Source organism: Halorientalis pallida (assembly GCF_004118325.1).
GTDB lineage: Archaea > Halobacteriota > Halobacteria > Halobacteriales > Haloarculaceae > Halorientalis > Halorientalis pallida.
Genome location: NZ_RDFA01000005.1, coordinates 172172 through 187448 on the forward strand (window position 1 = coordinate 172172; position 15277 = coordinate 187448).

Below are 15277 nucleotides of genomic sequence, written 5' to 3' on the forward strand. Positions count from 1 at the left end.
GGACTTTACTCTGCTTCTGATATCGATTCGTGAATTGCTTCGAGAACTTTTCAACCTACAGTCCTGTATGCCAGGTAGTAGATGAGCGTCACTGGGCGAATCCTATCAGCGATCGGGCGGCTTCCCATGGGAATCGAACCGTACCTCCCGGCAGTACTTCGGCGTGGCTTGGGTTTGCGATTATTCATCCTCGGCCCTATCCTGTCGGTCACGCTTGGCCCTGCTATGGCTGTCGTTTTGTTCGATAGCGTCTTGCTCGCGGCCATATTCATTGCGGCCGTCGTAGCGACAACAGGCTTTCTTGGCTACGCGGAGATGTACCGGGCGCTCCAGCAAATCAACGCTCGAGTGAATCAGATCGACGATGGAAACTACGAGATGCGAATCAATACGGGTCGGGTTGATGAGATTGGCGAGATATTCGATACACTTGACCGGACCGCCGGATCGATTGAAAACGCGCTCAGTGACGCCCAGCAGGCCCGTAAGGGCGCGGAGGAAGCGAAGGAGGAGGCCGAGGCCGCTCGCGACGAGGCCGAGAAGAACCGGAATGAAGCCGATGCACTTGCCTCGCATCTCGAACTGAAGGCCACTGAGTATAATGAGACGCTGTTGGCAGTCGCGGAAGGTGACCTCACGGCACGTGTTGATCCGGAAAGTCTGAGCGATGCCATGTCTGAAGTGGGGGAACAGCTGAACGAAACGTTGGAGACACTTGAAGGATTGATCGCTCAGACGCAGTCAGTCGCCCAGACGGTCGACGACAAAAGTGAGATCGTCGAAGCATCCGGCAGCGAGGTAGCTGACCAGTCTGCACTGGTTTCGGCCACTGCCGATACGATCGCTGACCGGAGTGCGACTCAACAGGAACAGCTGAGCGACGCGGCCCAGGAACTATCAACAGTGTCCGCGACCGTTGAGGAACTCTCGTCGTCAGTCACCCAGATCGCCAACCAGACTGAGACTGTTACTGAAATCGGCCGTGAAGCACAGCGCAATTCGTCAGATGCACAGAGTGCCTTGGACGAGATCAATCACCAGACTCAACAGGCTGTATCGGCGGTCGAGAGCCTGGAACAGATCACGGACGAAGTGGCCGACATTGTGGAGCTGATCGACGGGATCGCCGAAGAGACGAACATCCTCGCGCTGAACGCGTCTATCGAAGCGGCACGAGCGGGCAATGCAGGCGAGGGGTTCAGCGTCGTCGCAAGCGAGGTGAAACAACTGGCGGAGGAAACCCGCGCGGCAACGGCAGACGTGGAAGGCCTGATCGACGACATCCAAACCGAGGTTGAAACGACTCGACAGGAAATCACGGGCGTCCAACAACGGGTGTCCGAAGGGAGCGAGACAGTCGGCAAGACGATAACGCAACTGGAGAACATCGTTGGCGATGTTGTCGAGGTGAATACAGCCATTCAAGAGGTCGATCAGGCCGCCGATGAGCAGGCTGAATCGACACAGGAAGTTGTCGCGATCGTGGACGAACTCTCGGAGTCGGTCTCGGAAACGGCGTCTAACACTGACGAACTGGCGGCGACTGCATCACAACAGGAGTCGATGCTGGACGAGATGACCACTGAAACACACCAATTCAGCGAGCAAATTGGGACGCTCCGGGAAGACCTCGGAAAGTTCCAAGCCGACACCGCCGCCGAAAATGTTGAGCCCGCTTCGCCGGCCGCTGCGACCGACGACTAGTACTGTCAAATCAAATTCCATCTACGTCATTGAGGGCTTCCGTCGCGACGTCACCGAGCTCGCCGGCTTCGATGTGCGAGTAGCGTTCTCGAACCATCTCTTCTGAGTTATCCAGATAGCGGGCTGCGACGGTGTAGCCGAACGAGCGGACCAGGACTTCACCCATACCTCGGCGTCCCCCGTGGGGTGCGAGATACTCGTGTCGTGGATGGTCGACGTCGACGCCAGCGCCGTCGGTGAGTCGCCGGAGTATCGATCGTGCCCCATCGGTCGTGATCGACTCCGGCCGAATATTCTCTTCAAGTGCGAGCAAGAGGTCGCGGACGAAGTCGTCGCGACGATCCTCGACACCTGCTGGCTTGTGGCCACGGTCTGTGAGTTCTTCCTGGACGAGTTTTCCGAGCGACCGTTGATCGAACGTCGGAAAGACTGGCCACCGGTCGGTCGGTGGTTTCAGAACCTTGCGGTACTGTTGAAGCGGGTGGATGACTGGATCTGGTAGGCTGGCGGCGTCCCACCGCTGTTTCTTCCGGTAGACGTCCATGCTCCCGTCTTCAAGATTGAGGTCTTCCCACCGGACCCCGCGTCGACGCGGGTCGTCTGGGTCCCGCAGTAGCTCCCCGACTCGGACGGCTGTGTAGGCGATGAGGTAGACGAGCGCTCGGTCACGTGTCGCTTTCAGTGCCCTGTAGCGCGCTCGCTGCTTGTCTACCGCCGCTGTGTCCACGGACGGTGTTTTCTCGTAGGACTCGATAGCCTCACGCGCTTGCTGATCGACGTGGCGGGTGAGTTCGTGGCGTTGTTCGGGTGTCCAGGCCTGCTGGTCGCCGGGCTTCCGACCGTCGTCTTCGGGGAGTGGGGCGGTTGCACTCGCTCGCTGGGCGTAGTGTGCCTCCAGATACCCTTCGTTGACGCACCAGCCACACCACGCCGAGAGATACGCATAGTAGGTCCGGACGGTATTCTGCTTGAGTCCCCGGTCTCCGGCGAGGTGCCGTGCGTACTCGCGGAACGCACCTTCGTCGAGATCCTCGAACGCGGGCTCGTCGTGACCTTCGTCAGGGGTGATCCCAGTCCAGTCGTCGTCGCCGCGGTTGCCGGTGGCCCATTCTACGAATCGCTGCAGCTCCCGCTCCGCGTTGCGTCGGTAGTTGCCGCCGTCTCCCCCGCGCCCTTTGCCTTTGTCTTGGAGGTAGCGATCGAAGGAACTGGTGAGCGGGGTTGGATCGTCCTGCTCAGACATCGCGCAACTCACCTCTGCGCCCCCCGTGTTTTGCTCGATTTCTCGGGGGAGAGGGAATCTGCTGTGCGGATTGTCGCATTCGTGCTTACCGGAGGGCGGCGTGGTACTTCAAAGTGGTCGTGATTATTGGCGTAATCACGACCAGCTCGGATTTGGCCGCGAAAACCAAAAAACCGGCTTCAGGGGCTGCAATGGCTGGTTCGACGCAATTACTGAATCTTTAAACCACATACCGCTATACAAAATCTCGCAATTGGCATGTTGAGACTACAGTGGGTATAGCGGGCCTGTAATGCGTGGTATCACCCGAATCGATAAGCAGAATCTGCGTCAGATCGCTTTCTGAACGGCCATTCCTATTCCCCAGACAACCAATACAGGAGATTTCCGAGACTCCGGATAGTGTCGCCACTCAGGTGCCGGGCTCCCACGGAGAGAGTCCCGTTACTATCCGATTCCGGTTTCCTTCTTCACCAGCGTCAGCGTGTTGTCGGCTGTCACAATGGGCGAATGCTCGTACTCACCGGTCAACTGCACCTGCACGAGCAAATCAACTGCCCGCCAAATCGAGTACAACAGACAGGCGAACGCGAAATAGAAGAATCGCAATCCGAAATCCTTCGAGGTTGTCGCGCCCATGAATCGTTTGATCGACTTATAGCCGCTCTCGATCTCCCACCGATACCCGTACTCAGTGAGATGCCCGGTTCCCGTATTCGTCATGAACACAGAGTACTGCCGGTGATCGGTGTGTTCGGAGTTCTCTTTCCGTCGGTAGATCAGCGTCGTCGAGTGCCACTCGTTGTCGCCCAAGTGCAGTTTTCGATCAGTTTCGTAGCGGTCCTTTCCTCGCTTGAGAAGTCGTTTCGCCTGCGCTTTTTCGCTGGTCTGCATCCGCTTGGGCACGACGTAGGAGAGGCCGCGCTGGCTGAGCATCTCCAGGATGTGCTGGCTGTCGAACTCCCGATCCATCAGCACGTTATCGACGTGAACAGCCGCCTCTGCCGAGTCCAAGAGGTCCGCGACGATCTCCTTGCGCGTGTCCCCTTTGCGTACTGGCCGTGCGTCTAGCACGATCGGAACAGCATTTCCAACCAGTTGGACCGTCGCCCACTGGTAGGCGTATTCATCGGTTTTCTCCTTTGTCCCGATAATCTCGTCTTCGTGGCCGGCTCGATCGCCGGTGAATGGGTCGGACTCGGTGATGTCGATGGCAACGATACCAGCTCGGAAGAACTCCTCCGTCTCTGCGACTCGATCTAAGAGGCGACTCACGGCGTGGCGGTACATCTCCCGAATCTGCTTGATCGAGAGATCGCGTACATGCTCGCGATGGGCGTGGCCGAGCGGTGTCCGCTCCCGATTAGATTCGTGAATGAAACTCCGAGCACCCTCATTGACAGCGAGGTTCCCTCGAAGCCCGAGATAGGTCTGGAGATCCCAGTAGGCGTTCTCGTGGATCTCACAGCCCTCGCCTCGATCCAATGAGAACGCTGGGAACACAACGTCGCTGACACGATCAGTGACGGTCTTGGCCTGCTCTAATACGGTCTGATCATCGGGGTCCGATTCTTCATTCTCGTCATGATGTCTGCGACTCTGTCGTTCTGGTTCGCGCGGGACCGTGACACCTGCGTTCTGTGCTTTGATGAGGATCGTTCGCGCTGCTGTCTCAACGGTATCTTGGAGATCAGCAGTGAACCGATGGTGCCAGCTCCGCCACAGTGTCGACTGGTCTGGAACTGCCTTCAGGTCGAGTTGCTCGCAGAGGTAGGAATGCTGAGAAAGGTATTCGACAAGGGCAGTCTCGTTGTCCCAACCATAGAGCTCCTTCAGCAGAAACAGCCGAAATAACGTCTCCATCTCGTAGCTCGTCGACCCTGCATACCGGTCGTGGGCATCGAACTGGACGTATGTGAGGGGCACTGCGTGGACGAATGGTTCGACGGCTTCGTGATCGTCATGCTGGAACCATGTTTCCGCAACGAGCCGAACATCCGACTCCAGCGCTGGGAGGGATGAGCGATCGAACAGTCCGCTCGACTCGTACATGGGCCAGTCAGCGTAGGATCGCTGGGCGATCTGCCGGAAGACAGTGCGGCGAGACTCACGTGTTGGGGCCACGGGAAGAGAGTGGCCACGAGAGGGTCAAGAGTCCGTCCGATAGATCAGTAGCGTCGGAAAGTCAGTCTACCGCTGTCGTCTCTGTGTTGTTATTAGAGTCCATCTCTGGTGTGGAGAGGTTGGACTCACGCGTAATTTCGACTTCGCCGTCCAGAACGTATTCGATTCGATCGTCGTAGACGTGTATTTCTGCGCCCTCAAGTTCCGGGACTGCGCCATCGTGTTCAACATAATCCGACACGTAACGCCCACCCTCAGTGCGTGCCTGATCCTCGATGTACGATGCGAGGCACATCGCATCCAGGTACTTCATGCCTTTTTGGCTACTCGGGTCTCTGATGAAATCCTCGAATTTACCGTCTAAGTGACTCTCTATAGTCACATTTCCAGTTCCTTCGTCATTATCTATCTCCTCTCTTCTAGTAAGTCCGATTGTTATTGTTGGTGCATCTGGTTCCGGTGTCTCGAAGGCGATCCTTTGATCATCTCGGTTGGGGTAGCCGTGTGTTTCGTCTACCGGCCAGATGAGGTCGTCTTCTCCGGGGTCGGTTTCGACGCCCCATGCTTCCTGCTGGTTTAGGTTGGTGTCGTCGTATGTTGGGTCTGTGATGGCGAATCCAAGCCCGTGTGTACTATCCATTGTTTTGTCGTCGAAGGTGACTGTTGTCCTGTTGGCAGCGTGGTATTCGGTCGCTGCAAGCATCGCTGCTTTGATCCAGTCATTGGTCGAGCTGATTCCATCATCTGCTACTTGCATCACCAACCCCCAGATATTCTGCCATTTAGAATCGGTGAATCTCTCATCCAGATCACCTTCTCCTGTGTACTCTTCTGGGGTGAACGGAATCTCAAATTGTTCCAGATATTCTTGATCTACTGCATCGCGGTTATCGGCAATCCGCTGGTATATATTCTCCATCAACCAGTCTTTGTCGGTTAAGTTATGGGGGAAGTCTTTGAGTAGTTCTCGTTGCCAGCCAGTGTAGTTGTTCTCGGCAATTTCCTGAATTTTGTTGAAGTGCTCTTTCTCACGGAGTTCTTGTGTGGTGAGGAACTCTTCCTCGCCGTTTTCCTGGACGACTCTGGTCTCGAGTGTGATGTGACCCTGGTCGAAGAATCCGTCGGGGCCGATGCTGCCGTCTCGCGTTTTGAAGCTAAGGGTGCCCGTCCGTGGTAAGGTGAATGTTTCTGGTTCGGTGTCCTCAGTTGTTTGGTCTCCGTCTTGCGTGTTGGGCTGATCGCTCTCCGTCGTTTGCTGGGGTTCTGGGTCAGTATTAGCTTCTGTCGGACGCTCTTGGGATGTCGTGCTGCATCCTGTAATGCCGGCGACAACGCTGGTGAGTACGGCCGTGAGAACCCCCCGACGTGTTCTCATGTTGGATATTACTCATCGACAGATCGGATATATCTACTGGGTTAGCTATCGATCAGTTGCAGAGAGAGAGCGAAGTTGTTGGTGGTGATCGCCACTGAACAGAAAGTCCCTCTCAAGTCGTATGCATTGAGCCGACCGCCCTCAACTACTGTTGCGCCGTTGGAAGTTCCACAGTTTCGGAGGATGGACAAAAACTGAGCCAAATACCGTTATTTCATGCCAATCAGAGCCGAGGAAATGGCTGTACAAGCGTATTTCGGGAATGTAGTTCAGATAAATTTTAAAATTTAATCAGGTTTCACCCTCGAACGAGAGTGTTGCCACTCAGGAAGTGCGGACCTGGCGGACGTTTCCATCTAATCAGGCGGTATGAGGTCTCCACAGACCAATTCGACACATTCCCCAGCCGTCAGAATCGGTGCATAGCCCATTTCGCCCTCGACGCTCGCTTTCAGCAGGAAGTCGGTGAGTCGCCAGATATTGTACAGCAACACTGCGAACACGAAGTAGAACAGCCTGACGCGATAGTCTTTCGAGGATGTCTTCGCGAGAAAGTCGTGCTTGATCGATTTATACTCGTTCTCAATCTGCCAGCGGCGGCTATACCGGCGGCAGAACGTCTCGGCTTCATCTGGACCAACTCTGAGATTCGTCGCAAAGACAGCTGTGCCGTCACTCTTCGACGATGGCACGTACAGGAACCGCATCGGGTGCGACCCCAATTCAACGTCCACGACCGCCGATTCAACGGCCACCTCGTGATTATCATCGGCCATCGACTCAATAGCTCCCCGTTCCGTGCTGGTAATCCGCTTCGGGATCAGGTAGTTCACGCCCAGATTCGAGAGCGTCTGGTACACCCGCATCGAGTCGAACTCCCTGTCACACAGCACAGTCTCAATCGGGACGTGCTCTTTCGCTCGGCTCACTAATCGCCTGACTGTCCGATGGACCTGATTCGACGGATTGTCGTCCCACGCAGAACTCTCGCGGACTGGCTCGACAGCCAGTATGAGTGGTATATTCTGACCGACGATCGATAACGTCGCAAACTTGAACGCCCGATCGTCGGGGGTCAGCCCGCTGACCATCGGCATTTCTTCCACATCGCCGTAGTACGGGACGGTCGTGATGTCGATTGCCGTAGTCACTGGTCGTCGGAATGACGCTTCTGACGCGATTGCCGAGAGCAGGCGGTCGCAGGCCTGATCAAACGCCTCGATCAGCTCTGCTGGCGCGAACTGTTTCAGCGTTCGCAGGTGGGTATCGCCGTGCGGGCCGTACTCCTTGCCCCGGCGTACCTGAAACCGCGCCGCGCCCTGAGCAGTGCCACAGCCGACCATCCCCATGAACGTCTGTAACTCGAAAAACCGCGTGTCCTCGTACGTGGCGTTCGCAGCTCGTCCCGAGTCGAATCCACCGAAGCCATGCTCTCTGGCAAGTCGTGTCGTTCGATGAATTGCTCTGTCAGAGAATCCGGTGCCGGACTCTGTCGGTTCCTCGGTAGTGGCTGGAATGCGATCTTTCTCTGGCGTGAGAACCTCTTCTTTCGGCCGAGCGCCTGGGACTGACAAGTCTCCATCGTGAATCTCTTTCACGACGTAGTGTGCGGCCGTAGTGATGAACTCCCGCACGCCGTCGTCAAAGCGGTGCCGCCAGGCGCGTGAGAGCACTGACTCACCCGGAATCCGTTTCAGACCGAACACGTCCGCCAGTTCTGGGTACTGGCCAAGCGTGCGGTAGCTCTTACCCGTAATCTCTCGGTAGAGAAACAGGCGAACCATGCCCTGGAACGAATAGGGGGCTGGATGCCAGCCGGGATACCGATCATCGAGCGTCTCGAATGGTCCATCGATCGACTGAATTGCCGCACAGAGCGATGTCCCCTCTCGAAGGTCGTTCCGCAACGCAATCCCGACAATATAAGCTTGCATAATCCACCGATCGCGACACTCCATTAGGTCCTCGATAGTGATGCCAAAGCAAACCGTTGTTCAGTCGTGCTGGAACAGACTCTCGCTCAACTTTGCGCAGAGCACGACTCGGAGATTCATGTGTTGAGCGTCGTGGGTCTACAGGCTGCAGGAGGTGTATTTGACGCGGGCGGGTTCGAACAGGATTTCGTCGAATGCCTCGAAGCGAGAGGGCAGGGATCAGTCGAAAGGGTGGCAAACGAGATCGAGCAAGCGTCCGCCTGTGTCGCGGTACAAACTGCTGTCGAACGAAAGCGTTAGAAGGTGCTGCTGTCTCGGGAACTGACTCAACAGATAGCGGTCAGCCATTCAGGACCGATCGATTTGCTTCCGAAGCGCCTGTTGAATGCCAATTTCCGCGACATTCGCGCCGTAGGTCGATATCCGCTTGATGCTGTCCAGCAGGAGTCCGGTCGTGTAGGCGGCCTGGGGTTCGCCGTGGTCGTACAGTTCGCGGTCGACGGCCTCAACCTCGTCAAACAGCGAGTCACGCCTGGCCAGCACGTCGTGGGCCATCTCGATGTCGGCGTCCGTTAGAACAACGTCTGCGGCGTCGTCGAGGATTCCGCGAGCGGTCCCGCCAAACTGTTCGAGTGACGCGACGAGTGGGTCGGGAATCGTGGGCTCTTCGCGGCAGACGAACGTTGCTAGCTTCTCTGCGTGGTCTGCAACGCGTTCGAACTGTCGGCAGGCGTAATAGTACTCGAACAGGTCGTCGCGTGAATGGTTCAGTTTCTCGACCTCGTGGAGGTCTGATAGCGACCGACGGAAGTGACGAGTCACCATTGCGAACAGTTTATCGGCTTCGCTGTCGCGCCTGACGACATCACGAGCGAGTTCCTGATCCCGTTTCGAGATTGCCGTGAGCGCGTCGTCGAGCATCGAGAGTGCAACCAGTCGCAGCCGAAGTGCAGTCTTCCGAACGTCGACGTTCTCGGCGTCGACGAGGTTCTTGACCTGAATCCGCGTCTCAGTTGCTTCGAGTAACTCGAAGCCCGAGAGGCCGCTGATGGCTTTCTCGACAGCGCGCCGTTGATCGTCGCTGAACTCGTTCCGATTCCGCAGCGTTATCGAGTCGAAGCCGATCACGTAGAGGGCGGTGATCTGTTGTTTCAGTGCGTGTGTGTCGGTTGTGGAGACATCAACGACAGCCGTTCGCTCGGATCGGTTTCCCTCGTCGACGACGTTGACCAGCAGCGACGCGTCGCCGTTCGGGTGCAGGGCCACGAGCGAATCCGAGTCGATTCCGTGTTCCTTGGCCCACTGTTTCGGTAGTGAAATCGTGTAGGTGGTGCCTCCAGAGAGTTGGACCTTACGTGTCTCCATTTATCCCAGTATGACTGAGGGTCGAATATTATGGCTTATATGAGAGTTACTGAACACTCCGGAACGACCCAAGAGGAACAGAGCAATATTGTGGCCTACGGGATGACAATACGGATGCAGAGCCGTCTGGACTCTCGGGTCCGTACGTCTATTTTGGTGTCTTTGGAAGCGCCGGTATGTCCCGAATGCTGCGGCATAATCTGCAGGACTCCGCTCGGCACGGCCGCGAGGCGACCATCGCACAGGTTATCGAAACGATCGATCGTATCGCCCCCGAAACCAAGGCAGAACTCGCTGCCGAAGTCGGTATCTCCGAGCAGTACCTCTCGGAGCTCCTGCAGGAGCTGAAACGTGACAGTGTCGTCAAGAAAGGGTACGTCGTCGACGAGACAGCACTGTACGAGAGCGTCGAGAGCGTCTCACAGCTTGCAGACAGCCCTGACCAGGAGGCGAACGAGCTTCGGTCGCGGCGACGACAGAACCTCCTCGACCTGCTGGAGCGGCTCGACGACGTGAGCCGCGCACAGTACGAGAGTGCCCGGCTCGCGTTCGAGGACGGGAGTCCGGAAGACAAGGCAACACAACTCGAACCGCTGACGAACGAGCGTCACGCCGCCATCTTCGACGAACTCAAGTCGTACATGCTGGCGACGGAGTGGCCGGGAAACCGGATGGCATCGGATCTGGCCACGATGGCGACGAATCTGGAGATCGTCGGTGATCGGGCCTGCTTCATCGCCGACATCGTCGACGGACGAGAGACGAGCGCGACAGGAATCGTCGCCGAGCGTGTCATCGACATCTTCGAGGCGGGCGAGCGGATCAACGACCAGATGCACCAGATCATCTTCGAGGCAGATGCCGAACGCTACGACGACCTCCGGACCGAAGAAGCACAGGTACATCGTGATATCGACGAACTCTTCGAGCTCGTGACGGCCTACGATCCCGATATCTATGGCTACCTCGTCAGCGTCACGCGTGCGCTCGAACGCGCTATCTTCTACTGGGTCCACACCGCCGAACTGGCTGTCAGACTCCACACCGCCCAGAACCCCGAACATATCGCGATTTGATGGAGTAGACTGCCGGACAACCGTATGTGAAGGCTGCTCACTGTGCCTGTGGACTGATCAACTAGGACATCTACCAATTCTGGTATCTTTTCCGAGAGCCGTGCAAGATGTAACGCGCGTATCGGTCATACAGCGCTCACGGTGTCCCCTTTCCCTCAAACCATGTAATCGACGACACGGTCGTAGACGCGGTCACCGCCAAATCTACGGAGGGCGATCATGGGTTTGGCGTATCTTCCTGCAACATATCGGTTCTTGGGATCGTCGGCACGGACGGCGTTGCTGATTGCAGTGGCTATTACCTCGGGATCTGACCCGTCCGAGCTGTTCTCACGGGACGCGTCAGCAACGTCCTGGGCCATCTCCGCGTAGGGACCGTCTCCGCTGCGTTCGAGTAACCCGTCTACCATGATATCTCCCCATTCGGTGTTGATCGCACCCGGTTCGACGACGACTACGTCGATGCCATGCGGTGCGAGTTCGTAACGCAGACAGTCGCTCCAGCCCTCAAGCGCGTGTTTCGTGGCGTGATACCACGCGCCCATTGGCGTCCAGACCTTGCCGCCCATGCTGCTGATGTTGACGATCGTGCCGCTGTGCTGTTCGCGCATGACGGGGATAACGAGCTGGGTGAGGCGGGCGAGCCCAAACATGTTGACGTCGAACTGGTAGCGAGCCTCGTCGATCGACGTCTCTTCGACGCTGCCGAAGAGACCGAACCCAGCGGCGTTGACGAGTACGTCGATCCGCCCGAACTCGTCTTTGACCGTCTCGACGAGCGAGACGAGGTCGTCGTCGTTGGTCACATCCGCTGGAACGACGAGGGCATCTCCGCCATTCGATTCGATACGGTCTGCGAGTGCGTCGAGTTTTTTGGCGCGACGGGCACTGAGAACGACAATCAGTCCGTCTTCGGCGAGGGCTTCGGCCGTTGCTTTCCCGATTCCAGACGATGCACCAGTGATGATGGCAACGCGGTTCGTAGTGTGCGTCATCACCGTAACAGACACCCAGCAGCGTGGAGAGAGTAATGCTAAGCAGTAAGTGTGTTTAAATATTGCTCCGGTCCGAGCGTCTGACTGATGAGTTGCCGTTCGGCGCGTCGGAGGAGGTCTGAGGCCGCTGGGGCAGTGATCTCCAGTTCGGCCGCAAGTTCCTCGGTCGACATTTCCCGCGGAGAGTCGTAATACCCTCCGTCAAGTGCGATCGAGAGTGCCCGGTACTGCTTGTCAGTGAGTCCGAACTGGTCGCGCTCGCCGGGATTCTCCGGGTCCGACGCGATGTTCAACAACTCGAACGGAATCCCGTGGACCTCACATCTGTCTCGAAGCGTGCTGAACGCCTCGTAGTCCGAGAACACCTTCAGTTCCCGCAGGCCCTCGCCGGTCACTGCGGTCTCCATCAGCGTCCCTTCGACTTCCGCCGGGTCGTGAGAGTCGAACAGCTCGGACGCCCCCTCGATAGTCACCTGGTAGACCCACCCGTCTGTTGTCTTTCCGATCGGTTCGACGTTGGTAATCTCGGATTGTGCGTCCAGTTCTCGCTCGAAGACGTCTTTCGACTCATCGTCGACACTGACGGTAACGAGATGCCGACCGTCTTCGAGTCGAACCGCGTTGGCGACCGAGATCTCACGACTCGGAAGCGCTCGCGCGAGGCCAACCAGGGGCAACGTGGAGTCGGCGAGTAGAATTTCTGCGACAATTGCCATACCGGATGAATGGTGCCGAACGACATAATCGACAGTGGTTCGAGATTCATACCCGTGGTCGATCCAGATGGTGATCCCATCTCGCAATGACGGGTAACGACGGTCTCTCGACTATCCGTGGTCAAACTGGCTCACAAGGATGTTCGTATTCGGATTGCTGACTAAACCCTCTAAGTCTTGCACGGGAACTCTGACATCTTCCCGATGAGTAGCACACCTCACCGGTCACTGTATCTTCTCTACTGACCGGTTCAAAAATTCGTGGGAGGGCTTCAATGACACGCTGAGACAGTCTCAGTCCCCAGCGGGCGCGTTTGCCGGCGCGTATGCGTCGAGGAACGCGTCGAGGTCGCGGAACGCCGCCAGTCGCTCGCCGAGTGTCTCGTGGTCCCAGTGCCACCATTCGGTTGCTTCGAGGCGTGCGGCAACCTCGGGCGAGAACCGCCGCTTGACTGGTTCTGCGGGAACACCCGCCACGACGGTGTAGGGCTCGACATCGTGGGTGACGACGGCACCGGCCGCGACGACCGCACCGTTGCCGACCGACACACCCGGCAGGACGGTCGCGTTGTGGCCGATCCACACGTCGTGGCCCACCTCGACTGGCTGGTCGGCGCGCCACTCGAACACCGACTCGTCGTCCTCCTCGGCCAGCCCGTACATTACGGGCCGGTAGGTGAAGTGATGCGCCGTCGGTCGATGAATCGGATGATTGGTCGGCCCAAGCCGGGCGTGTGAGGCGATGTTCCCAAACTTGCCCACGTCGGCATAATCGAGCTGGACGCGTTCCATCAGGTAGCTGTAATCACCCAGCGTTGACTCGTTGATACGACAGCCCTCGCGGACCTCCGTCCAGCTGCCGAGTTCGCTCTCGGAGATAGTGACTGGCTCGTGGAACGTCGGCTCCGGGCTGAGGTCACACGTTCGGTCCGGGCCGTGTGATTCGTAGTACATGGGTTATCGCTTCCCCATGCTTGACTGGACGATCTTCTTCGGTGCGGTGACGAACGCTTCGAGGATGCCGGTCTGTTCGACGTCGTCGTCCTCACGGAGGTACGAACGCAGCCGTTGACTCAGCAGTTCGACCGACCCGGCGAGCAGGACCACGAGGATGATACAGGCCATCATCTCCGTGTAGTGGAACGTCCGGCGCTGGATGTTGAGTTCCAGACCCAGTCCACCCGCACCGATGATACCGAGGCTGATGGCGACGCGAACGTTGTGTTCGAGGTCGAAGGCAATCCAGGCGATGAACTGCCGGAAGACCTGACTCAGCATCCCGAAGGAGACGATCTGTGGCTTGTTCGCACCGGTACTGCGAATCCCTTCGATTGGCCCGTCGGCGATCTCTTCGAGTTCGTCGGTGAACAGACGGCCGAGGTAGCCCGTCGTGTCGATCATGATCGCCAGCGTCGCGGTGAAGGGGCCGACGCCACCGAGCGGGATGAGGATCAACACCCAGACGAGCGCCGGTATCGCGCGGATGATGCTCATCGTCATCCGGAAGCCGAAATTGAACGGGTACGGAACGACGCGCTCGCTGGCCATCACACCGAAAAAGAGCGCGGCGGGCAACCCCAGAGCCGTCCCGGCAATGGCGATGGCGACGGTCACCTGGGAGGCGGCGAACAGTTCTGCTTCGACCATGAACTCCCAGTACTGCATCACGTCGATGAAAGGGAGAAAGCCGAAGTACGTCGTTGGCGGGAAGTACTCGGTGAGCGCCTCGGCGAACTCGGGGAGCTGGACGTACAGTTCGGTGAGCGAAAACCCGACCGTGTCGAGACTCCAGCTGAAAAGCAGCGCGAAGCCGACGATGCCGAGGCCCGTCCAGAGCCGGCGGAGCGTCTTGCGGCGCTTCAGGTCACGGAGCTTGTTGTCGACCGGCGACTCCCGTTGCTCGTCGAACCCGAAGTACGCACGGAGTCCATCAGGTTGTGAGGAATCTGAACTCACACCGACGCCTCCGGTTCGGTTTCGGTCGGCGTCGTCGAACTCGTCTCCTCGGTTGCGAGTCCAACTGTCTCGACGTTGCCGTACAGGTCGTCGACGAGGCCTGGCGTGAGTCCGTCGGGGCCGACATCGAACTCAACGGTCCCGTCACGGAGGCCGATGAATCGGTCGCCGAAGTGAGCAGCGATGTTCACCTGATGGAGGCTCACCAGCGCCGTCACGTCGTGGGCTCTGGCCGCTTTCTTCAGGTAGCTCATCACGGTCTCGGCGCTGGAGGGGTCGAGACTCGCGACCGGTTCGTCAGCCAGCAGGCAGGTTGGGTCCTGGACGAGTGCGCGGGCGATGCCGACGCGCTGTTGTTGCCCACCGCTCATCTGGGAGACGCGCTGGTGTGCCTCGTCCAGCAGTCCGACGGTCTCCAGCGCTTCGAGCGCTCGCTGTTTGTCCTCGCGGGGCTGCCACTGGAACAGGCTCCGGAGCATCGAGGTGCGATTGAGTGAGCCGGTCAGCGAGTTCATGTACGCCGAGACGCCCTCGACGAGGTTGTGCTGCTGGAATATCATCCCGACCTCCGGCTGAGACTCGCCGATTGGCTCGCCGTTGAGCAGTATCTCGCCGCTGGTCGGTTCGGTCAACCCGTTGATACAGCGAAGCAGCGTCGACTTCCCCGCGCCAGACTCGCCCAGCAACACGACGAACTCGTCTTCGAGCTCGAAACTCACGTCCTCGAGTGCGGTGACCGACCCGTACTCTTTGGTCAGGTTCTGGATCGTTAGTGTACTCATGATGGAA

At 58.0% G+C, this 15277-nt stretch carries 12 protein-coding genes; 2 read left to right on the forward strand and 10 right to left on the reverse strand.

The features are described 5' to 3' along the window. Positions 1-81: 81 nt before the first annotated feature. Positions 82-1704, forward strand: a complete 1623-nt coding sequence (locus EAF64_RS14360; RefSeq protein WP_129069682.1) for a methyl-accepting chemotaxis protein — start codon at positions 82-84, stop codon at positions 1702-1704. A 10-nt stretch (positions 1705-1714) separates the two neighbouring features. Here the strand turns inward: EAF64_RS14360 and EAF64_RS14365 are convergent, their stop codons facing one another. The 5 genes from EAF64_RS14365 to EAF64_RS14385 all read right to left on the reverse strand — a co-directional run bounded on the left by EAF64_RS14365 (position 1715) and on the right by EAF64_RS14385 (position 9745). Beyond that, entirely contained in the window at positions 1715-2947 is a 1233-nt protein-coding gene (locus tag EAF64_RS14365; RefSeq protein WP_129069683.1) for a tyrosine-type recombinase/integrase, read from the reverse strand. A gap of 447 nt (positions 2948-3394) precedes the next feature. Continuing rightward, positions 3395-5071, reverse strand: coding sequence for a transposase (locus tag EAF64_RS14370; RefSeq protein WP_129069684.1), 1677 nt, complete (start codon positions 5069-5071; stop codon positions 3395-3397). A gap of 61 nt (positions 5072-5132) precedes the next feature. Further along, positions 5133-6446 carry a hypothetical protein gene (locus tag EAF64_RS14375; protein WP_129069685.1) on the reverse strand — a complete coding sequence of 438 codons (1314 nt, stop codon included), beginning with the start codon at positions 6444-6446 and terminating at the stop codon, positions 5133-5135. Positions 6447-6802: 356 nt separating this feature from the next. Beyond that, positions 6803-8404, reverse strand: a complete 1602-nt coding sequence (locus EAF64_RS14380) for a transposase (RefSeq protein ID WP_129069686.1) — start codon at positions 8402-8404, stop codon at positions 6803-6805. Between the two features lie 324 nt (positions 8405-8728). Next, positions 8729-9745, reverse strand: coding sequence for a phosphate uptake regulator PhoU (locus EAF64_RS14385; protein ID WP_129069687.1), 1017 nt, complete (start codon positions 9743-9745; stop codon positions 8729-8731). Positions 9746-9921: 176 nt separating this feature from the next. Between EAF64_RS14385 and EAF64_RS14390 the strand changes: the two genes are divergently transcribed. Next, on the forward strand, positions 9922-10821 hold the full coding sequence (locus EAF64_RS14390) for a PhoU family transcriptional regulator (protein ID WP_129069688.1): 900 nt from the start codon (positions 9922-9924) through the stop codon (positions 10819-10821). Positions 10822-10976: 155 nt separating this feature from the next. On the opposite strand, the gene EAF64_RS14395 is transcribed toward EAF64_RS14390, so the two are convergent. From EAF64_RS14395 to EAF64_RS14415, 5 genes are all read right to left on the reverse strand, one after another. After that, positions 10977-11831 carry an oxidoreductase gene (locus EAF64_RS14395; RefSeq protein WP_227738981.1) on the reverse strand — a complete coding sequence of 285 codons (855 nt, stop codon included), beginning with the start codon at positions 11829-11831 and terminating at the stop codon, positions 10977-10979. Between the two features lie 23 nt (positions 11832-11854). Next, positions 11855-12532: a helix-turn-helix domain-containing protein gene (locus tag EAF64_RS14400; RefSeq protein ID WP_129069690.1), complete on the reverse strand. Its 678-nt coding sequence runs from the start codon at positions 12530-12532 to the stop codon at positions 11855-11857. 294 nt (positions 12533-12826) lie between these two features. After that, complete coding sequence (locus tag EAF64_RS14405; RefSeq protein ID WP_129069691.1) at positions 12827-13486, reverse strand: DapH/DapD/GlmU-related protein; 660 nt, start codon at positions 13484-13486, stop codon at positions 12827-12829. Between the two features lie 3 nt (positions 13487-13489). Further along, positions 13490-14488, reverse strand: coding sequence for a phosphonate ABC transporter, permease protein PhnE (gene phnE, locus EAF64_RS14410; protein WP_129069692.1), 999 nt, complete (start codon positions 14486-14488; stop codon positions 13490-13492). Next, entirely contained in the window at positions 14485-15270 is a 786-nt protein-coding gene (locus EAF64_RS14415) for a phosphonate ABC transporter ATP-binding protein (protein ID WP_129069693.1), read from the reverse strand. The genes phnE and EAF64_RS14415 overlap by 4 nt, the downstream gene beginning before the upstream one ends. Positions 15271-15277: the final 7 nt, after the last annotated feature.